Genomic DNA, 20916 nt, shown 5'->3' on the forward strand with positions numbered 1-20916 from the left:
CCCGCTTGTGCGGTGGCCGACGCTAACGAAATCTGGGCGATGGCGCGCCGAGAAAGCTACTGCCAGTTCACCGGTGGCCCGTGCGGATGGCATTGGCCTAGAACCCGGGCCTCGCCGGACGGCCAGCTGGCCAGACGTACCAGGAACTTGAGCCGACCGCCCTCGTCGCGTGCGGGCTCGAGGGTGAGGTGGGCGAAGGGTGAGCGGGGGCCGGCCTGTGCGCCCAGCTCCGCGACTCGGTCGCGGATCGCGGCACGCTCCTGGGCGGCCAGGTATTGCCAGGTGATCGAATGCCACAACACCGTCAGCGTTTCGTCTTGCAGCGTCAGCCCGGCGACGCCGTCGGCGGCGGTCTTGCGTTCGAGCTGTGCCGGGACGTCCCGCGCGACGGCGATCGCGCCGCGCAGCCGCTTCATCCGGGCGTGCTGGTCGGGCCAGACATAGCTCAACACGGTCATTTCGCCGTCAGTGCCGCAGATATCGATGGGTGCGATGTCGTAGCCGTGACGTTGGACGATCTGTAGTGCCAGCGCGGGCGGCAACTCACCGCGCCAAGCATCTTCGATAATCACCGGGGAGTCGATCGGGCCCCACGTCATTCCGGCGTAGCGGTAGTGGTAGCGGTCAGCCCGCAGGTTCAGTCCGGCACTGGCCCCAATCTCGAAAAGTCTTACCGGAAAGTTGAATTCGTGGCGAATGTGCAGCAGGCCGCCGATCAGTGCCGCCGACCGGCCGACTTCGTTGGTCTGTGGGGGCTGGTCAAGAGCGCCGCGCAAGGCTTCGGTGTGGTTGGCCGCGACGAGTTCGATTTCGGGCCAGGCGCTCTTGGCGTCCCAGCTGCCGTCAGTGCTGGGATACCAGCGGCGCAACGTGGGTGCCCGGCCGTCGAGCACCATTCGGTGCAGGCCGCCGAGCAGCCGCAGCGGGGTGGCATACCGGGACGGGTCGTCCTCGTGGCCGGCCAGGATGGGGGCGAATACGCCGCCCGCTTCGACATCGGCGGCGACCAATTCAAACAACTCGCCATACATCGGCGATCCGGATCGGGCGCAGAACCGGCCCTGTGACCGCAGGGTGTGCAGCAGATGCTCGATACCCCCACTCTTTGCCTCCTGCATCAGTCCGGCTTCTCCAAGCCGGCGCCAACGACGTCGAAGGCATTCCCGAGCGCTTCCGGTAACGAGACGGATTCGTCGCTGAGCCAGTGTTCGTAGGCGCTCAACGCGACGCCGAGCATCGTCCAGGCAACCGTCTGGGGCACCAGGTCGGTGGGTTTGACACTGAGTCGTCGGGCCACGAAACCGGCGATCACCGCACGCCAGCCGGCATACATCGTCATCGAATACGCCTGCAGCTCAGCGGTTTGCAGAATGATGCGCATCCGCTGGCGATGCCGAATGGTCTCGGATTCGTCGTAGGTGTTGAACGCCAACAGCGCCTCCCGCAGCGCTTTGCCCAACCGAACGTGCCCGTCGATGCGCTCGAGCAGATCCTGCAGCTGGGCAAGGTGGGTGTCGAAGTCGCCCCAGGGGATCGCGTTCTTCGAGGCGTAGTAGCGGAACAGGGTGCGTCGGGCGATGCCGGCGGCTTGGGCAACGTCGTCGACGCTGACCTCGGCGAAGGTGCGGGCGGCGAACAAGTCGATGGCAACGTCGGCGATGTGGCGCTTGGTCGTCGAGGGGCGCCGACCGGCCCGCGACTCATGCGCCATCGGTTCCACCCTTCCATTTCGGCACTCGATGCCATATTCTGGCATCGCTGACGCTGACGCTGACGCTGACGCTGACGCTGACTGTGACTAGCGCCACCGCTCATTGTCACCTCATTGTTAACGCCCATGACGAAAGGCAACTCACATGGACCGCGAAACTGAAGCCGAGACTGCCGAGCTGGTCACCGAGTCGCTGGTCGAAGAGGTGTCCATCGACGGCATGTGCGGGGTCTACTGACCGTGCCCGCGCCGGCGCAGGCGGCGGCCGGGGCCGGGGCTTTCGACCCTGATCGGGGCTGGCGGCTGCACGCGCAAGTGGCGGTGCGGCCGGAGCCGTTTGGAGCGCTGCTTTATCACTTCGGCACCCGCAAGCTGTCATTTCTGAAAAATCGCACCATCTTGGCGGTCGTTCGGTCACTGGCCGACCATCCCGATGTTCGCTCGGCCTGCCGCGCCGCGGGGGTTGATGACTCCGAACACGCTCCCTACTTGCACGCGTTGTCGGTTCTGGCCGGCTCTCACATGCTGGTTCCCCAGGAGGCTGATCAATGACGACCGCAGTACCGCGGCTGATCGAGCAGTTCGAGCATGGGCTCGACGCGCCGATTTGTCTGACGTGGGAACTGACCTACGCCTGCAATCTGGCCTGCGTGCATTGCCTTTCGTCCTCAGGCAAGAGGGATCCGGGTGAGTTGTCCACCCGGCAATGCCAGGACATCATCGACGAGTTGGAACGCATGCAGGTGTTCTACGTGAACATCGGTGGTGGCGAACCCACGGTGCGTCCGGACTTTTGGGAGCTGGTGGACTACGCCACCGCACACCACGTCGGAGTGAAGTTCTCTACCAACGGGGTTCGGATCAACCCGGAGGTCGCCGCGCGGCTAGCTGCCAGCGACTACGTCGATGTCCAGATCTCGCTCGACGGCGCGACCGCCGAAGTCAATGACGCCGTCCGGGGTGCCGGATCGTTCGCCATGGCGGTGCGCGCGCTCGAGAACCTGGCGGCCGCGGGTTTCGCCGACGCGAAGATCTCCGTGGTGGTGACCCGGCACAACGTCGGCCAACTCGATGATTTCGCCGCGCTGGCGGACCGCTACGGTGCCACGCTGCGGATCACCCGGCTACGGCCGTCGGGGCGCGGTGCGGACGTCTGGGAGGAATTGCACCCCACCGCGGCCCAGCAGGTCGCGCTCTACGACTGGTTGGTCGCCAAGGGCGAACGGGGACTGACCGGTGATTCGTTCTTTCACCTGGCGCCCCTGGGGTCCTCGGGCGCGCTGGCCGGTCTGAACATGTGTGGAGCCGGGCGGGTGGTGTGCCTGATCGATCCGGTGGGTGACGTATACGCCTGCCCGTTCGCCATCCACGACCGCTTCCTAGCTGGAAACGTCCTGACCGACGGCGGTTTTGACCAGGTCTGGAAGAACGCGCCGTTGTTCCGGCAGCTGCGGGAGCCGCAGTCGGCGGGCGCCTGCGGCAGTTGTGAGCACTACGACAGCTGCCGCGGCGGTTGCATGGCAGCCAAGTTCTTTACCGGTCTTCCGCTCGATGGGCCCGACCCCGAGTGCGTCCAGGGGTACGGTGCGCCGGCACTGGCGCAGGAGCGCCATGCGCCGCGTCCGCGGGTGGATCACTCGCGGGGCAGCCGAGTGAGCGCGCCGGTGCCCCTGACGCTGACGACGCGCCCGCCCGCGCGCCTGTGCAACGAAAGTCCCGTGTAGTCATGGCCGATGAGTGGTTTGAAACGGTCGCCATCGCCCAGCAGAGGGCGAAACGGCGTCTCCCGAAATCTGTTTACTCATCCCTGATTTCGGCCAGCGAAAAGGGAATAACGGTGGCCGACAATGTGGCGGCGTTTAGCGAACTCGGCTTCGCACCGCATGTCATCGGCGCAGCTGAAAAGCGCGATATGTCGACCACCGTTATGGGACAGGATATTTCGATGCCTGTTCTCATCTCGCCCACCGGCGTTCAAGCGGTGCATCCCGACGGTGAGGTGGCCGTTGCCCGCGCAGCGGCCGCACGTGGCACGGCGATGGGCCTGTCGTCGTTTGCCAGCAAGACGATCGAAGATGTCATCGCCGCCAACCCCAAAATCTTCTTTCAGATCTACTGGCTCGGCGGGCGCGACGCGATTGCCGAGCGTGTCGAGCGGGCCCGTCAGGCCGGAGCGGTGGGCCTGATCGTCACCACGGACTGGACGTTCTCCCACGGGCGTGACTGGGGCAGCCCCAAGATCCCCGAACAGATGAACCTGCGGACCATCCTGCGCCTGTCGCCGGAGGCGATTGTTCGCCCCAGGTGGCTGTGGAAGTTCGGTAAAACATTGCGGCCACCGGATCTGCGGGTGCCAAATCAGGGGCGGCGCGGCGAACCCGGTCCCGCGTTTTTCGCCGCGTACGGAGAATGGATGGGCACCCCGCCACCGACCTGGGATGACATTGCCTGGTTGCGTGAGCTATGGGGTGGACCTTTCATGCTCAAGGGGGTCATGCGGGTCGACGACGCCAAACGGGCTGTTGACGCTGGAGTTTCGGCGATTTCGGTGTCCAACCACGGTGGAAACAACCTCGATGGGACGCCGGCGTCGATTCGGGCCCTGCCCGCCGTGGCGGCAGCGGTCGGCGACCAGGTCGAGGTGCTGCTGGATGGCGGCATCCGGCGGGGGAGCGACGTGGTCAAGGCGGTTGCGCTGGGTGCCCGGGCGGTGCTGGTTGGCCGCGCCTACCTGTGGGGACTGGCCGCCAACGGTCAGGCCGGCGTCGAGAACGTCCTTGACATTCTGCGCGGCGGCATCGACTCGGCGCTGATGGGTCTGGGCCATAGTTCGATCCATGACCTGCGGTCAGACGACATTCTGATCCCCGCCGATTTCGTCCGGCGCCTGGGCGGGTAGGAATCCGGGCCTGCCTTACCACAAAGTTGAGCGGCCGTATCAAGAATCTGTGAGGTCGGGCGCCGCCGCCGGTCCGGCGAGTTGAGTTCGGGCCGGTCAGGCGTCGACCCGAAGAAAAAAATCCGTAGAAAAGGTAACAATCGGTGCACGCCAGGTGAATTCGTCCTACCATCGGCGAGTGCCCGTACTCGGCGAATTGGGGACTTCGACGTCGAGCCAGCTACCAAGCACCTCGCCGTCAATATTGATCCCGCTGGGGTCAACTGAACAGCACGGACCGCACCTGCCGTTGGATACCGACACCCGGATCGCGACCGCGGTCGGCCGGGCGGTTGCCACGCGCATGCACGGCCGCCTGACTCAGTGTCAACCCGGTTGGCTGTTGGCGCCCCCGATCGCATACGGTGCCAGCGGTGAGCATCAGAGTTTTGCCGGAACGATCTCGATCGGCGCCGAGGCTCTGAGGGTGCTGCTGCTCGAGTACGGGAGGTCGGCCGCCTGCTGGGCTGATCGGCTGGTTTTCGTCAACGGGCACGGTGGCAATGTCGAGGCCTTGCGTGGTGCGGTTCGGCAGCTGCGCGCCGAAGGTCGCGACGCCGGATGGTCTGCCTGTGGCTCGGCGGGCGGTGACGCTCATGCCGGCCATACTGAAACATCAGTGTTGCTGCATATTTCACCGGAGGTGGTGCTGACCGACCGGCTGAGTGCGGGGAACGCGGCGCCGCTGGCCGAATTGCTGCCGTCGTTGCGCCGCGGTGGCGTCGCGGCGGTCAGCCCGATAGGTGTGCTGGGCGATCCGACCACGGCGACCGCAGTAGAGGGAAGGCGAATCTTCGCAGAGATGGTCGATGATTGCGTGTCTCGAATTGCCCGGTGGACCCCCGGGCCCGACGGGATGCTGACATGACGCAACCCCGACTACCTGACGGGTTCGCGGTTCAGGTTGACCGTCGCGTGCGGGTGCTCGGCGGCGGGTCGGCCCTGCTCGGTGGGTCGCCGACCCGATTGCTACGTCTGGCGCCTGCCGCCCAGGACATGCTCTGTGACGGCCGTCTGAAGGTTCGCGACGACATCAGCGCTGAGCTGGCCCGCACGCTGTTGGACGCGACGGTAGCGCATCCCCGGCCGGCGAGCGGGCCATCGCATCGCGATGTCACTGTCGTGATACCGGTGCGAGACAATGCATCCGGCGTGCGCCGGCTGGTTGCCTCACTGCGTGGCCTGCGCGTGATCGTGGTGGATGACGGGTCGTCGAGCCCGGTCGAGCTGGAGGACTTCGCGGGGGCGCACTGCGATATCGAAGTGCTGCACCACCGGCGCAGCAAGGGGCCGGCCGCCGCTCGCAACACCGGGTTGGCAGCCTGCACGACCGAGTTCGTGGCATTTCTGGATTCCGACGTGGCGCCACGCCGCGGCTGGCTCGAGGCCCTGCTCGGGCACTTCTGCGATCCCACCGTGGCGTTGGTCGCGCCTCGCATTGTGGGCCTGGCGCCGAGTGAGAATCTGGTGGCCCGCTATGAGGCCGTGCGTTCATCGCTGGACCTTGGTCAGCGGGAAGCGCCGATATTGCCGCACAGCCCGGTGTCCTACGTTCCCAGCGCCGCGATCATCTGCCGTTGCTCCGCCATCCGTCAGGTCGGCGGGTTCGACGAAACCATGCACTCCGGTGAGGACGTCGATCTGTGCTGGCGCCTTATCGAGTCCGGTGCCCGGCTGCGCTACGAGCCGATTGCACTGGTTGGTCATGAGCATCGGACCCAATTGCGTGCCTGGATCGCGCGCAAGGCGTTCTACGGGGGGTCGGCGGCGCCGCTGTCGGTGCGCCACCCGGACAAGACCGCGCCGTTGGTGATTTCCGGCTGGGCCCTGACTGCCTGGGTGCTGATGTCGCTGGGTACCCGAGCAACGCAGCTGGCCTCGCTGATCATCGCGGTGTTGACGGGCCGGCGAATTGCCACGGCACTGCGTAGTGCCCAAACCTCATCGTGGGATGTGGTGGTGGTCGCGGCGCGCGGATTATGGTCGGCCGCACTGCAGTTGGCGTCGGCCATTTGCCGGCATTACTGGCCGGTGACATTGATCGCAGTCATTGTGTCCCGGCACTGTAGGCGGGTCGTGCTGGTGGCTGCGGTCATCGACGGTGTGGTCGACTGGCTGCGCCGCAGAGAGGACCCCGACGGCGACTCCGAACCGATTGGGTTGCTGACCTACCTACTGCTCAAGCGCATTGACGACCTCGCCTACGGGCTCGGCCTGTGGTACGGGGTGATGCGTGAACGCAACGCGGGCGCGCTCAAGCCGCAGATCCGACGGTAACGGCGGCCTTGACCGCGGCGCTGCGCCACAGTGATGTCCTGATCGTCGGCGCCGGAAGCGCCGGATCGGTCCTGGCCGCGCGTCTTTCCGCCGATCCGAGTTGCGCGGTGACGTTGGTCGAGGCGGGGCCCGGCCTTGCTGATCCACGGTTGCTGGCTCAAACTGCCAACGGGCTGCAGCTACCGATCAGTGCTGACAGTCCGTTGGTTCAGCGCTATCAGAGCCAGCTCACGGATCATCCAGTTCGTCGAACTCCGATCCTGCGCGGGGCGACACTTGGCGGCTCTGGGGCGGTCAACGGCGGGTACTTCTGCCGCGGGCTGGCGCGGGATTTCGATGGTGCCGCGATACCGGGCTGGTCATGGTCGCAGGTGCTCCCACACTTCCGGGCGATCGAGACCGACCTGGACTTCGACACGCCCGTGCATGGCCGCACGGGTCCCATTCCGGTGCGCCGGACCCGCGATCAGACCGGAGTCACGCAGCGATTCGTCACGGCCGCTCAGCGTGCCGGGTTCGGCTGGATCGCCGATCTCAACGATGTTGGTCCGGATATCGCCGCGGGCGTGGGCGCGGTCCCGCTGAACATCGTTGACGGGGTACGGACCGGGTCGGGGGCCGCATATCTGCTGCCGGCGCTGGGCCGCCCCAACCTGACCCTGCTGGAAGAAACCCGGGCCCAGCAAGTGCGCTTTTCCGCCGCGACCGCGGTGGGCGTCGATGCCGTCGGTCCGAGGGGGCCGATGACTCTGTGGGCGGATCGAATTGTGCTTTGTGCCGGAGCAATTGGATCCGCACACCTGCTGATGCTCTCGGGTATCGGCGACCATGCGATGCTGCGGGCCGCCGGGGTCCCGGTGGTGCAGGCGTTGCCCGTCGGGATGAATTGCGGCGACCATCCTGAATGGGCGTTGCCGACCACATGGACCGTCGCCGCCGGACGGCCGGTGTTGGAGGCGGTACTCAATACCGCTGACGGCATCGAAATTAGGCCATACACAACAGGATTCGAAGCAATGGCGGGCGCAGCTGCTAAGGGGCATCGGGACTGGCCGCACCTCGGAGTGGCGCTGATGCGACCGCGGTCTCGCGCCCGGGTCACCTTGGCATCGCCCGACCCTTCAGTGCCTCCCCGGATCGGACACCACTACGACAGTGAGCCGGCCGATGTCGCGGCTCTGCAGCGGGGGACCGAGTTGGCGCGCGAGTTAGCGGGGTCGGCAGTGGCGGGGGAGCCGGGATGGTCGACATCGCAGCATCTGTGCGGTAGCGCACCGATGGGTGTCGATGCCGACCCGACGGCCGTCGTCGATCCCGAGTGCCGGGTGCGTGGTATCGAAAACCTTTGGGTGGTTGACGGATCCATCCTGCCGCTGATTCCCAGCCGTGGTCCGCACGCAACAATCGTGATGCTGGGTCACCGGGCGGCGGAATTCATCGGGTAGCCCGCGAGTTGATCATCGGCCGCATCGGCTCGCTACCGAGCCGGCGGCGCTCCGGGGCGTGGTGATTGTTGGTGCTCGGCTGACCGGAGTGGCTCACGCCGTGCAGCAGGAGTTCGGTAATCATGGGCGCAAAGTCGCGCGGGGCCGCCCGTCCGGTGTTTATCGACCAGCCCGCGCCGGAGACCAGGCTGTAGAACGCTTCGGTCAGCCACCCGGCCGCCAGGTCGGGCCGGAACTCGCCCTGGCGCTGACCGCGGAGGAACAGCTCCTTGATCTCGCTGTCGATTTCCAGCCAGCCCTGCTTGAGCTCATTGGTGTCGGAATCCTGACTGTAGGCGTAGAGCAACGTCAGGTACTCGGATACCGATTCGCATGCCGCCACCAGCCTCCGCAGCGCCTCGGTAGCCGATCCCTCTTGCCAGCGAGCGCTTTTCAGCGCTTCGCGCATCTGGCCGAACGCGAGCTGCTCTAGCGCATCGATCAGCGCGGCGCGGCCGGCGAAGTAGCGATGCAATGTCGCACGGCTGACGCCGATTGCCGCGGCGATCTCGTCTTGGGTTGCGCTAGGCCTCCGGCCGAGGAACTCTGCGGCGGCTCGAAGAAGGCGTTCGTGATCCAGTGCCATGAGACGATAGTGCATCATCTGAGACAAAATTGTCTCAGCGAATGCAATTTTGTCTCAATCTGCTGGGTTCGTGCGGGTGGCGGACTCCGGGCGCTGGGTGGGCGGCGTGGTCCCCGATCTGCGTCCGTAACTGATCAGCCGATGGGCGTGGTGATCGCATGTGCGATTGCCTGGCCCGCGTTTACCAGGACGAAGGCTTGCAGGAGGCCGGCCACGGTAATCAGGGCTACGTCCGCCGCCAGGGGGTATCCGACGGCGTTGACGAAACCCATCGGATCGCCGTTGGCGACTTGTTGGATGCCGTCGAGGAAGAGGTTGATGTTATAGGACGGCACGCTGGTGATGGCGGCATTGGCGATGTCGGCAGTGGGCAGCAGGGCTGCGTAGCTGGCGGCACCCACCTCGGTGATGGTGTTGGCAACCTGGCTATTGGCCGCCTGTAGGTCGTCGATGATGGTGTTGATCGAGACCATCGGCGCGGCGGGTCCGGTGGTGGGAGCGGCCTGCGGATTGCCCACCGGTGAACTGGACCCGTTGGTGATCTGCGGTAGATCCAGATGGCTGATGTGGTAGCCGAAGTCGTGAATTCCTTTCTGGGTGCCGGCGGCGAGTGCGTCGGCGATGGTCAGCGGGCTCACCTCGGGCCAGAGCCCGAAGGGGGTAGCGACGTTGGGCGGTGAGGTCGAGTATCCGTAGGCGGGGTCGCCGTAGCCCAGATTGACGATGACCTTGAGGTTGGGCTGGACCAGGTCGGCGAGCGGGTCTCCGAGTACGGGCAGTGCTCGTAGTGGTTCGAGCAGCGGGAGGTCTTCGGTGCGGATCACGTAGTAGTCGGTCATGGTCGGGCCCACCGTGTTGGTCAGGTGCACGGCCGCATCGATCTGGGCGGGAGTTAGGAATAAGTAGTCGGTGTGCACGTAGTAGGCACCCGCTAGCGCGTTGAGGGTGGATACCAGGTTGAGCGGGTAGCGCGGGAAGTCGGCGACGCCGTCGTACTCGAGGGTGTAAATCCTGGTCGGGTAGAGATTGTCCGGTGTGGCGCCGCTGGCGGTGATCCCCAGACTCGGCAGCGACAGTCCCGGGAACCGGGTGGCCACTCCGCCATTGGGATTGTTGGGGTCACCCACCAGCGTGAACGAGAGTTGATCTGGCGTGGGCGGGTTGATCGATGCGGCGAGCTTGGTCATCGTCAGCGACGAGATGGTAGCGCTCTGGGAGTAGCCGAACACGGTGACGTTGTTGCCGGCGGTGATCTGCTCGCGGATCGCGCTCTCCAGGATGACCACCCCCCCGGGCCACCGAGGTGTCAAACGTCAGGTTCTTGACCCCGGTCACCGGGTAGAGGCCTTCGGGGGTGAACAACGCCTGCGCGACCGCGCCCCCGACACTGCGGCCGATATAGAGGGAGTTGGCGAGTTGCACGTAGCGTCGCGAGGGCATCGGAATGCCACTGCCGCCCATCACTTCCGCAATCGTTTGTGCGGCAGCAACATTCGTGCCGATGGAACTGTTGTTCGCGGCGGTTGCGCTGAGGCCGGAGGCCCGGGAAAGCCCGGCGCCGGCACTGCCGCCCACAGCGCCTACGATCGTGCCCAATTGCTGGCTCCAGGGTGCCAACTGAGCGGCCACCGCCGCGGCGCCGCCGTAATAGCCGGCCATGGCCGAGACATCCTGGGCCCACATCTGCTCGTATGAGGATTCGGCGGCCGCGATCGCCGGCGCGTTCTGGCCGAACAGGTTGGTCATCACCAGCGACGCCAGCTGTGCACGATTGGCCGCGACCGCGACCGGATGCACCGTGGCCGCCAGGGCGGCTTCGAATTCGGCCGCCGCTGCGCGCGCGGCGGCGGCCGCCCCCGCGGCATGTAGGGCCGAGGTGCGTAACCAGCCGACATAGTGGCCGGCCGCCACCGTCATGGCCGCCGACGCCGGACCCTGCCACACCCCGGCTGCTAACCCCGACGTGACCGACCCGAAGGAGCCAGCCGCACCGGATAACTCGGCAGACAGCCCGTCCCAGGCCGTCGCGGCGGCCAGCATCGGCGCCGATCCCGCGCCACCAAACAACCGAGCCGAATTGATCTCCGGGGGCAACACCGAAAAACTCGCCAACATCAGCACGGCCCTTCCTTGGTCCAGCGGTCAGCACCCCATAGCCCGCCAACCGGATCAAAACGCAACTCTCATCCGATGCGTCTGAGAAACAACGCATCGGATGAGAGTGCGAACGACCTCGAGTTAGCCCGCAGCTACCCCGCGTTAATCAGGTCCGCGGAACTCGCGGCGCCCTGTATCGTCGGAGCCTGGATGCCTGGATCCCCTGAGCTGCTGCAACTTGACAACGCCGCAGCGGCGATCGTGGCGGCTACCACGGCGCCCAGCGCGCGGAGTGTGAACAGTCGCCTATTTCGCGTAACGTCCATCAGTTATTCCTCCTTTTGTCGGTACGGCGAATTGGTGTACACCTGCCGGAAAGCTAACTCCGAAACAATGCGACCAGGCGTCGTTATTTGAGATTCCAGCCGCAATTGGAGACCGCGATGTCACGTTTGCAACACTGGCGTCTCGCAATGGACGGGGCTGGTTCATAACGCGCCCTATCAGCCGAAACGCTTGCGGCCCAACGTGAGCTGCCGCTATATTTCGATCTGCAGTCGGGGGAATGAATTTTTGGTACACCAAATTTTGTGGCGGCCCCGCGCCAGGATTGAATCACGCTTTCAAGCGGGAATTCATGCAGCGAAAGTGTGCTGAAGGCGACCATTGTCATTTCGCTGCTGCTTCGGAAGTCGATTCGATAAGCAAGGCGGTACTCGGCGCGAGTGCTGGCCCGCGGCCAGACCGGGAGGGTTGGGCGATGAACTTTTCAGTGTTGCCACCGGAGGTCAACTCCGCGCTGATATTCACGGGGCCCGGGGCGGAGCCGATGCGCACGGCTGCGACGGCCTGGGGCGGGATGGCCGTGGAATTGGATTCCGCGGCAGACTCTTTCGCTTCGGTGACCTCGGGGCTGGTCGGTGGCGCGTGGCAGGGAGCATCGTCGGTAGCGATGGGGACCGCTGCGGCTTTCCTACCTCGGGTGGCTGAACGCGGCGGCGGCCCATGCCGAACAGGCCGCCGCCCAGGCTGAGGCGGTGGTGGCCGAGTTCGCCGCTGCGCAGTCAGCGATGGTGCAGCCCTTCCTGCTCGCGGCTAACCGTTCCAGCCTGGTGTCGCTGGTGCTGTCGAACCTGTTCGGCCAAAACGCGCCGGCGATCGCGGCCGTCGAAGCCGAGTATGAGCAGATGTGGGCGCTGGATGTGTCAACGATGGCGACCTACCATGCCGGTGCTTCAGCGGCGGCAGCATCGCTGACACCGCTGGCACAGCCTCTACAGAATCTGTCGGACCTGCCGGGCAGGGTGATCGCGGCATTCGGAAATGGTGCGCCCGGCAACCACGGTCACCGCTGCGGTCACGGCGCTGCGGCTACCGGAAGACGCCAGCACTGTCAACTTCGGGCTCGCCAATATCGGTAGCGGCAACGTCGGTAACGCGAACAACGGCATCGGCAACCTCGGCAGCGGCAACCTCGGCAACTTCAATCTCGGATCCGGAAATCTCGGCAGCTCCAATGCCGGCTGGGCGAACCTGGGTAGCAACAACATTGGTGGCGCAAACAGTGGTGGTAATAACCTGGGCTGGGGGAACCTGGGCGGTCTCAACACTGGGTTTGCCAACGCGGGTTCCGGCAACTTTGGATTTGCCAATACCGGAAACAACAACATCGGCATCGGGCTGACCGGCGACAATCAGGTTGGTATCGGCGGGTTGAACTCCGGCGTCGGCAACTTCGGCCTGTTCAACTCGGGCACCGGAAACGTCGGCCTGTTCAATTCAGGTACCGGGAACTTCGGCATCGGAAACTCTGGTGCCTACGGCACCGGACTCTTCAACTCCGGGCAGGCCAACACGGGCTTGCTCAATGCGGGATCGTTCAACACCGGCCTGCTTGACGTCGGCAACGCGAACACCGGCAGCCTCAACACCGGTAGCTTCAACATGGGTTCCTTCAACCCCGGCCCATCGAACACGGGTGCCCTCAACACGGGCACCGCCAACACGGGCTGGTTCAACACGGGCAGCCTCAATACCGGCGCATTCAACATCGGCGACATGAACAACGGCCTGTTCAACACGGGCGAGATGAACAACGGTATCTTCTATCGTGGCGTTGGCCAGGGCAATTTCTACTTCTCCATCACTACGCCCGACCTGACCCTGCCGCCTCTTGAAATCCCCGGAATTACCATCCCCAATCTGAGCCTGCCGCCGATTACGGTGCCCGCGTTGACGATTCCGGCGGCGACGACGCCGGCGAATGTTGTGGTGGGTGGGTTTGATTTGCCGGGGGTGACGTTGCCGGCGTTGACGATTCCGGCGGCGACGACGCCGGCGAATGTTGTGGTGGGTGGGTTTGATTTGCCGGGGGTGACGTTGCCAGCGTTGACGATTCCGGCGGCGACGACGCCGGCGAATGTTGTGGTGGGTGGGTTTGATTTGCCGGGGGTGACGTTGCCGGCGTTGACGATTCCGGCGGCGACGACGCCGGCGAATGTTGTGGTGGGTGGGTTCGATCTGCCGCAGTTGGGTATTCCGTCGTTGACGATTCCGCCTTTGACGTTGGCGGAGGGTACGACGGTGGGTGCGTTTAGTCTGCCGGAGTTGGGTATTCCGTCGTTGACGATTCCGCCTTTGACGTTGGCGGAGGGTACGACGGTGGGTGCGTTTAGTCTGCCGCAGTTGGGCATTCCGTCGTTGACGATACCGTCCTTGACGGTGCCTGCTGGGACCACGGTCGGCGGCTTTGACCTTCCTGCCCTACAGGCGCGATCGATCACCGTCGGTGGAATAGACGCGGTCGGATTTAGGACCCCCGCCATCAGCACCGTGTCCAGCACCGGCTACCTGGAGTTGCCGACGGTGACAATTCCTGGAGTCAGGGTGAACAACTTTGTTGCCTTCATTCCCAACAACATAGAATTCCTGCAAACGGGTCAACCCGGAGTCATCCCCCAGGGCTCCGGCGTTGTTGATTAGCAGGCTTGTGAGCTGGGTTGATGATCTTTGGTGCCGCGCTATTGGGGCCGGAGTGTAGGCACGGGCTATCTGGAGAACGATCGAGTTGGTTACTGTTCGTCGTTGGTCTGGAGTTGCCCGTGCCTACCGTTTCAGTATTGCCTGTGTCGTCGGTTCCAGAGGTGTTCGACTGCTGGAGTCCTGGTGAGCGCAGCGAGCTCATCGGATCGGAGTTTCTCGATGTGTTGGCCTCGGTGCCAGACCCGAGGGACCCACGCGGTCGGAGGTATTCGCTGATGGCTTTGTTGGCGATCGCGGTTCTGGCCACTGCCGCGGGGATGCGCGGCTATGCTGGTTTTGCCACATGGGCGGCCACCGCTCCCGATGATGTGTTGGCCCAATTAGGGGTCCGGTTCCGGCGGCCCAGTGAGAAGACCTTCCGCGCTGTTTTGTCTCGGCTAGACCCCGCCGACCTCAACGCCAGGATGGGCAGTTACTTCACTGCACACGTGGCCAGCAGCGACCCCAGTGGATTGGTGCCGATCGCGTTGGACGGCAAGATGCTGCGTGGTGCTTTACGCGCCAAAGCGACAGCCACGCATCTCGTGTCGGTGTTCGCCCACCGTGCCCGATTGGTGCTCGGTCAACTCGCTGTCGCCGAGAAAAGCAATGAAATTCCCTGCGTACGTGCCCTGCTCACGCTGCTGCCGGGTAGCTTGCGGTGGCTGGTCACCGTGGATGCGATGCATACCCAGGTCGTCACCGCGAAGTTGATCTGCGCCACCTTGAAGTCGCACTACCTGATGATCGTCAAGTCCAACCAAGCCAAAATATTTGCGCGTATCACCGCGCTGCCCTGGGCCGAGGTGCCCGCAGCCGCTACCGACGACTCCCGCGGCCACGGCCGTGTCGAGACCCGCACCCTGCAAATCATCACCGCTGCACGAGGAATCGGCTTCCCCTACGCAAAACAAATCATCCGGATCACTCGTGAACGCTTGATCACCGCCACCGACCAGCGCAGCGTGGAGGTGGTCTATGCCATCTGCAGCCTGCCGTTCGAGCACGCCCGCCCTACCGCGATCATGACCTGGATGCGTCAACACTGGGGAATCGAGAACAGCCTGCACTGGATACGCGACGTCACCTTCGACGAAGACCGTCAAAGGGCACATACCGGAAACGGCGCACAGGTCCTAGCAACGCTACGCAACACCGCGATCAATCTGCACCGCCTCAACGGCGCCGACAACATCGCCGAAGCCTGCCGGATCACCGCTTTGACCGCCAACCGCCGCCTAGACCTCCTCAATCCACAATTCCCCAGCTCACAAGCCTGCTAATCAACAACGCCGGAGCCCTGGGGTAGAAATGAAAGCGGTAATCGACAGACCGCAGATAGCCCCCGCGTCGAGGTTTGATATGGGACTGGCGGCGCAATCGGTGCGGCTGTTTTGTGGTCGTCGACTGTAATCTCCGGACGGCGAAAACAGCGGTTGTGAGTGCATTGAATGACGGTCCCTGCGCTGATCCGGGACCGGACAAGCGGGGGTGTGACGGCGGTCGGCCAGCCTGCGCGGGTAGTGCTGAAAGTACGTCTAGATAGCCGAATATGGGCGTTCTGTCGGCGCTGCTGTGCTCCGTGCGGTGACCGGAGACGCCGTAGTCGTATCGGCTGCCCACGGGCGAGCCGGCCTTGTCCGATTCGTCTGAATTACCTGGTCGCGATCGATCGCTGATGCATTTTTCTCAAGTGAGCGTCGTCCGTATGTCTTTTGTTGCTCACAAAATTGATCGGCCAAATATGATAATTGAGAAACGCGATTTATTCGTTCGTGGTATGCGTGCTGCGAGGGGTCGCCTTCAATCGCGGCTGCAGGTCGTGGTGGTGGCCATGTTGTCCTGCGCGACAATCACCGTTGTTGCGCCGGACTCGGCGCGCGCCGACGGCGGCTTCGAATCCGAAGGCGATCAAAGCCAATACGACCAGTTCTATACTCCGCCAGACCCGCTGCCGCCCGGCGAGCCGGGCGACGTGATCCGCACCGAGCCATCGCGACTGGTGCTGGAACCATCCGGTCAGCTGGGCGCGATCATGGCAACCGGAACTCGCATCATGTACCGCAGCACCGACACCCGGGGAAACCCGATCGCAGTCACCGGCACGTATTTCGAGCCCGATAACCCCTGGCCGGGAAGCGGGCCGAGGCCGCTGCTCAGCTACGCGCCAGGCGCCGTCGGGCAGGGGGATCAGTGCGCGCTGTCGCGGGTCTTCAACCAAGGCATCCACTGGTCGCCGTGGCTGGACCTGATGGTCAACTACGAAGAGACGTTCGTTGCGACCATGGTGGCCCGCGGGTTTGCCATCGTGATGACCGACTACGAGGGGCTGGGGACTCCCGGAACGCATACCTATGTCAATCGGCTGGCCGAGGGGCACGCGGTGCTCGACGCCGCGCGCGCCGCCCAGCGACTGCCGGGAACATCCTTGGACCCACACGGCCCCGTTGCCTTCTGGGGGTATTCGCAAGGCGGTGGGGCCGCGGCCTCGGCGGCAGAACTCGTGTCGAGCTACGCGCCCGAACTCGATGTGGTGGGCACGTATGCGGGTGCGCCGCCCGCCGATCTCGTCGAGATGCTGCCCTATATGGATGGCAACGTACTGGTAGGCGCCGCCGGCTACCTGATCAACGGATTCATCTACGCCTATCCGGAACTGGCGGATGCGATTCACGAACGGATGACCCCGCGCGGGGAGGACCTGCTCGCCAAGACGCGTCACCAGTGCGTCCAGGAGACGTCGTTCAAGTTCATGTTCCGCCATCTTCGGGGCTACTTCACCAAGGACTTGGACCAACTGGTCCGTGAGGAGCCGTTCAAGACGCTGTTCGAAGCCCAGCGACTCGGACGGCACCAGCCGTCGGCGCCGGTCCTGATCGTCAACAACCGCTACGACCCGTTGGCGCCCTGGACCCAAGCCAGCCAACTCGGGCGCGATTGGTGTGCGCAGGGTGCACAGGTCGAGTTTTGGACCAACGAGGAGCCGCCGTTTCTCAACAAGGCCTCGGTCAACCATGCGCTGACTTTCTGGGTGGACGGCGAGCGTGCTCTACAGTGGGTCGCCGACCGATTCAACGGCCTTCCCGCCGCGCCCAACTGTGGCCAGTTCTGAGCAGACGGCCACGGCGGCCGCGCCGGCCCTGGACAACGGGCGGGTGGCGTTGGGCAGGCGGGGCCCGACCGGTGCGGGGCGTTGCACCGCGCTGCCGTTGGTGAGCGCACCCGGTCGGTCGTCTTGGCATGATCGATGGTCATCCGGTCCGGTCCGGGCGCTGGCCAAACGGCCGCCCGAGGAGGGTCGCGCTGCGCCGATGATCCAGTTCGTCGGTGACGTCACCTGGGATTTGGCCGAACCGCTGATCTGAGGCATACTGTTCAGGTTGTCTTGAGCCGGGTTCACGCCTGGCCGGGCATCCGACCGGCGTCCACACGGGCGCGTCCGGTCCCATCCTTGGAGTGCGACCAGATTTTGGCGCCTACAAGGCTGCGTGCGGGTGACACGCCCGACCGCGGGGGCCGGTGTACCACGACAGGTAAACAGCGGCGCAGTATCCAGCGCGCGCAGTTCGACCCGGCAGAGACCGGGCCGATCGGCGGGCTGGGGGCACCAGGTCCGAACACGGGCCTCAAGTTTTTAGAGTGAGGTAGGAGAAGCGTGGCGGGACAGAAGATCCGCATCAGGCTCAAGGCCTACGACCACGAGGCTATTGACGCTTCGGCGCGCAAGATCGTCGAGACGGTGGTCCGTACCGGCGCCAGCGTGGTTGGTCCGGTGCCGTTGCCGACCGAGAAGAACGTGTACTGCGTCATTCGCTCACCGCACAAGTACAAGGACTCGCGGGAGCACTTCGAGATGCGTACGCACAAGCGGTTGATCGACATCATCGATCCGACGCCGAAGACGGTTGACGCACTCATGCGCATCGACCTTCCGGCCAGTGTCGACGTCAACATCCAGTAGGAGGTTCTGAGAGCATGGCACGAAAGGGCATTCTCGGTACCAAGCTGGGCATGACGCAGGTCTTCGACGAGAACAACAAAGTCGTACCTGTGACGGTGGTCAAGGCGGGGCCGAACGTTGTAACGCGTATCCGCACACCGGAGCGCGACGGGTACAGCGCAGTGCAGCTGGCCTACGGCGAAATCAGTCCGCGCAAGGTCAACAAGCCGGTCACCGGCCAGTACACCGCCGCGGGCGTCAACCCCCGGCGTCACCTGGCTGAGCTGCGGCTCGACGATGCCGAGGCGGTCACCGAGTACGAAGTCGGCCAGGAGCTGACGGCGGAGATCTTCGCCGACGGCAGCTACGTCGATGTCACCGGTACCTCCAAGGGCAAGGGCTTCGCCGGCACCATGAAGCGTCACGGCTTCAGCGGCCAGGGCGCCAGCCACGGTGCCCAGGCGGTGCACCGCCGGCCGGGTTCCATCGGTGGCTGTGCCACTCCCGCGCGCGTCTTCAAGGGCACGCGGATGGCCGGCCGGATGGGTAACGACCGGGTGACCGTGCAGAACCTGTTGGTGCACAAGGTCGATGCCGAGCAAGGTGTGTTGTTGATCAAGGGCGCGGTTCCCGGCCGCACCGGTGGGCTCGTAATAGTCCGCAGCGCGATCAAACGAGGTGAGAAGTAATGGCTGCGCAAAACCAAAGCGCCCAGAAAGACTTGGAAATTCAGGTCAAGGCGCCGGACGGCAAGGTCGACGGTTCCGTCGTGCTGCCGGCCGAGCTGTTCGATGTTCCGGCGAACATCGCCCTGATGCACCAGGTGGTGACCGCTCAGCGTGCAGCGGCCCGTCAGGGTACGCACTCGACCAAGACACGCGGCGACGTCAGTGGCGGTGGCCGTAAGCCATACCGGCAGAAGGGCACCGGCCGCGCCCGTCAAGGTTCGACGCGGGCCCCGCAGTTCACCGGCGGTGGTGTGGTGCACGGTCCGAAACCGCGCGACTACAGCCAGCGCACCCCCAAGAAGATGATCGCGGCCGCGTTGCGCGGGGCGTTGTCGGACCGGGCGCGCAACGGGCGTATCCACGCCGTCACCGAGTTGGTCGCCGGCCAGACTCCGTCCACCAAGAGCGCCAAGACATTCCTGGCCACCATCACCGACCGCAAGCAGGTGCTGGTGGTCATCGGACGCGATGACCAGACCGGCGTCAAGAGCGTGCGCAACCTGCCCGGTGTGCACATTCTGTCCCCGGACCAGCTCAACACCTACGATGTGCTGCGCGCCGACGACGTGGTCTTCAGTGTTGAGGCGCTCAACGCCTATATCGCCGCCAACACGTCCGAGGAGGTTTCGGCCTAATGGCGACCATCGTTGACCCGCGCGACATCATTCTGGCGCCGGTGATTTCGGAGAAGTCCTACGCGCTGCTCGATGACAACGTGTACACATTCGTGGTGCACCCCGATTCGAACAAGACCCAGATCAAGATCGCTATCGAGAAGATCTTTGCGGTCAAGGTCGCATCGGTGAACACCGCCAACCGGCAGGGTAAGAGCAAGCGCACCCGGACTGGGTACGGCAAGCGCAAGAGCACCAAGCGCGCCATCGTCACCCTGGAGCCGGGCAGCAAGCCGATCGATCTGTTCGGAGCGCCGGCCTAGCCGGGCGCGAGACAAGGACCTGATTAGACATGGCAATTCGCAAGTACAAGCCCACGACCCCGGGTCGGCGCGGCGCGAGCGTGTCGGACTTCGCCGAAATCACTCGCTCGACTCCGGAGAAGTCGCTGGTTCGCCCGCTGCACGGTCATGGCGGGCGTAACGCACACGGCCGCATCACCACTCGCCACAAGGGTGGTGGCCACAAGCGTGCCTACCGGGTGATCGACTTCCGTCGTAACGACAAGGACGGGGTCAACGCCAAGGTCGCGCACATCGAGTACGACCCCAACCGCACCGCCCGCATCGCACTGCTTCATTACCTCGACGGCGAGAAGCGCTACATCATTGCGCCCAACGGTCTTTCCCAGGGCGACGTCGTCGAGTCGGGTGCCAACGCCGACATCAAGCCCGGCAACAACCTGCCGCTGCGCAACATCCCGGCCGGCACCTTGGTGCACGCCGTGGAGTTGCGGCCCGGCGGTGGCGCCAAGCTTGCCCGCTCGGCGGGATCGAGCATCCAGTTGCTCGGTAAGGAAGCCAGCTACGCCTCGCTGCGTATGCCCAGCGGTGAGATCCGTCGGGTCGACGTTCGCTGCCGCGCCACGGTCGGTGAGGTGGGCAACGCCGAGCAGGCAAACATCAACTGGGGTAAGGCCGGTCGTATGCGGTGGAAGGGCAAGCGCCCGTCCGTCCGTGGTGTGGTGATGAACCCGGTCGACCACCCGCACGGCGGTGGTGAGGGTAAGACCTCCGGTGGCCGTCACCCGGTGAGCCCGTGGGGCAAGCCAGAAGGCCGTACCCGCAACCCGAACAAAGCGAGCAACAAGCTCATCGTCCGACGCCGGCGCACCGGCAAGAAGCACGGGCGCTAGGAAGTCGAGGAGTAGCGAACTATGCCACGCAGCCTGAAGAAGGGCCCGTTCGTCGACGACCACCTGCTGAAGAAGGTCGACGTGCAGAACGAGAAGAACACCAAGCAGGTCATCAAGACCTGGTCGCGGCGTTCGACCATCATCCCGGACTTCATCGGCCACACCTTCGCGGTGCACGACGGCCGCAAGCATGTCCCGGTGTTCGTCACCGAGTCGATGGTCGGTCACAAGCTCGGTGAATTCGCCCCCACGCGCACGTTCAAGGGGCACATCAAGGACGACCGAAAGAGCAAGCGGCGATGAGCGTTCGCGCTAAGAGCAGAGG

General features: G+C 64.7%; 19 protein-coding genes and 2 pseudogenes. 17 read left to right on the forward strand and 4 right to left on the reverse strand.

Annotated elements, in window-relative coordinates; all coding sequences use genetic code 11:
* Positions 1–56: 56 nt before the first annotated feature.
* A complete protein-coding gene (locus MPSD_RS05720; protein WP_015354670.1) occupies positions 57–1118 on the reverse strand; it encodes a DUF2332 domain-containing protein in 1062 nt (353 codons plus the stop codon).
* Positions 1118–1711, reverse strand: a complete 594-nt coding sequence (gene mftR / locus MPSD_RS05725) for a mycofactocin system transcriptional regulator (RefSeq protein WP_020788574.1) — start codon at positions 1709–1711, stop codon at positions 1118–1120. The genes MPSD_RS05720 and mftR overlap by 1 nt, the downstream gene beginning before the upstream one ends.
* Before the next feature lie 145 nt (positions 1712–1856).
* Here mftR and mftA point away from each other — a divergent pair, with 145 nt between their 5' ends.
* From mftA to mftG, 7 genes are all read left to right on the forward strand, one after another.
* Positions 1857–1949 carry a mycofactocin precursor MftA gene (mftA, locus tag MPSD_RS05730; protein WP_071498352.1) on the forward strand — a complete coding sequence of 31 codons (93 nt, stop codon included), beginning with the start codon at positions 1857–1859 and terminating at the stop codon, positions 1947–1949.
* Positions 1934–2263: a mycofactocin biosynthesis chaperone MftB gene (mftB, locus tag MPSD_RS05735; protein ID WP_011739042.1), complete on the forward strand. Its 330-nt coding sequence runs from the start codon at positions 1934–1936 to the stop codon at positions 2261–2263. The genes mftA and mftB overlap by 16 nt, the downstream gene beginning before the upstream one ends.
* Complete coding sequence (gene mftC, locus MPSD_RS05740) at positions 2260–3435, forward strand: mycofactocin radical SAM maturase (protein WP_020788572.1); 1176 nt, start codon at positions 2260–2262, stop codon at positions 3433–3435. The genes mftB and mftC overlap by 4 nt, the downstream gene beginning before the upstream one ends.
* Positions 3436–3437: 2 nt before the next feature.
* Positions 3438–4610 (forward strand): pre-mycofactocin synthase MftD, encoded by a 1173-nt coding sequence (mftD, locus tag MPSD_RS05745; RefSeq protein ID WP_012392929.1) that lies wholly within the window; start codon positions 3438–3440, stop codon positions 4608–4610.
* Positions 4611–4764: 154 nt separating this feature from the next.
* Entirely contained in the window at positions 4765–5517 is a 753-nt protein-coding gene (gene mftE / locus MPSD_RS05750; RefSeq protein WP_015354674.1) for a mycofactocin biosynthesis peptidyl-dipeptidase MftE, read from the forward strand.
* A complete protein-coding gene (gene mftF / locus MPSD_RS05755; RefSeq protein WP_020788571.1) occupies positions 5514–6926 on the forward strand; it encodes a mycofactocin biosynthesis glycosyltransferase MftF in 1413 nt (470 codons plus the stop codon). The genes mftE and mftF overlap by 4 nt, the downstream gene beginning before the upstream one ends.
* Positions 6927–6934: 8 nt before the next feature.
* Positions 6935–8371, forward strand: a complete 1437-nt coding sequence (mftG, locus tag MPSD_RS05760) for a mycofactocin dehydrogenase MftG (RefSeq protein ID WP_086085431.1) — start codon at positions 6935–6937, stop codon at positions 8369–8371.
* Here the strand turns inward: mftG and MPSD_RS05765 are convergent.
* Positions 8361–8996, reverse strand: a complete 636-nt coding sequence (locus tag MPSD_RS05765) for a TetR/AcrR family transcriptional regulator (protein WP_020788569.1) — start codon at positions 8994–8996, stop codon at positions 8361–8363. The genes mftG and MPSD_RS05765 overlap by 11 nt on opposite strands.
* Before the next feature lie 134 nt (positions 8997–9130).
* Positions 9131–11111: pseudogene (locus tag MPSD_RS05770) on the reverse strand (PPE family protein).
* A 742-nt stretch (positions 11112–11853) separates the two neighbouring features.
* On the opposite strand from MPSD_RS05770, the pseudogene MPSD_RS05775 reads away from it, so the two are divergent.
* From MPSD_RS05775 to rpsS, 10 genes and pseudogenes are all read left to right on the forward strand, one after another.
* Positions 11854–14075: pseudogene (locus MPSD_RS05775) on the forward strand (PPE domain-containing protein).
* 119 nt (positions 14076–14194) lie between these two features.
* Complete coding sequence (locus MPSD_RS05785; protein ID WP_420811875.1) at positions 14195–15397, forward strand: ISAs1-like element IS2404/ISMul1 family transposase; 1203 nt, start codon at positions 14195–14197, stop codon at positions 15395–15397.
* Between the two features lie 497 nt (positions 15398–15894).
* Positions 15895–17226, forward strand: coding sequence for a lipase family protein (locus MPSD_RS05790; protein WP_051153725.1), 1332 nt, complete (start codon positions 15895–15897; stop codon positions 17224–17226).
* Positions 17213–17479 carry a hypothetical protein gene (locus tag MPSD_RS05795; protein ID WP_020788564.1) on the forward strand — a complete coding sequence of 89 codons (267 nt, stop codon included), beginning with the start codon at positions 17213–17215 and terminating at the stop codon, positions 17477–17479. Before MPSD_RS05790 ends, MPSD_RS05795 begins: the two co-directional genes overlap by 14 nt.
* A 290-nt stretch (positions 17480–17769) precedes the next feature.
* Positions 17770–18075 (forward strand): 30S ribosomal protein S10, encoded by a 306-nt coding sequence (gene rpsJ, locus MPSD_RS05800; RefSeq protein WP_003403578.1) that lies wholly within the window; start codon positions 17770–17772, stop codon positions 18073–18075.
* A gap of 14 nt (positions 18076–18089) precedes the next feature.
* On the forward strand, positions 18090–18743 hold the full coding sequence (gene rplC, locus MPSD_RS05805; protein ID WP_015354684.1) for a 50S ribosomal protein L3: 654 nt from the start codon (positions 18090–18092) through the stop codon (positions 18741–18743).
* Complete coding sequence (rplD, locus tag MPSD_RS05810) at positions 18743–19417, forward strand: 50S ribosomal protein L4 (RefSeq protein ID WP_015354685.1); 675 nt, start codon at positions 18743–18745, stop codon at positions 19415–19417. The genes rplC and rplD overlap by 1 nt, the downstream gene beginning before the upstream one ends.
* Positions 19417–19719 (forward strand): 50S ribosomal protein L23, encoded by a 303-nt coding sequence (gene rplW, locus MPSD_RS05815; protein WP_020788563.1) that lies wholly within the window; start codon positions 19417–19419, stop codon positions 19717–19719. The genes rplD and rplW overlap by 1 nt, the downstream gene beginning before the upstream one ends.
* A 29-nt stretch (positions 19720–19748) precedes the next feature.
* On the forward strand, positions 19749–20591 hold the full coding sequence (gene rplB / locus MPSD_RS05820; RefSeq protein WP_012392941.1) for a 50S ribosomal protein L2: 843 nt from the start codon (positions 19749–19751) through the stop codon (positions 20589–20591).
* Positions 20592–20612: 21 nt separating this feature from the next.
* A complete protein-coding gene (gene rpsS / locus MPSD_RS05825; protein WP_011739061.1) occupies positions 20613–20894 on the forward strand; it encodes a 30S ribosomal protein S19 in 282 nt (93 codons plus the stop codon).
* Positions 20895–20916 lie beyond the last annotated feature (22 nt).

Origin of the sequence: Mycobacterium pseudoshottsii JCM 15466, assembly GCF_003584745.1 — a bacterium.
GTDB classification, from domain to species: domain Bacteria; phylum Actinomycetota; class Actinomycetes; order Mycobacteriales; family Mycobacteriaceae; genus Mycobacterium; species Mycobacterium marinum.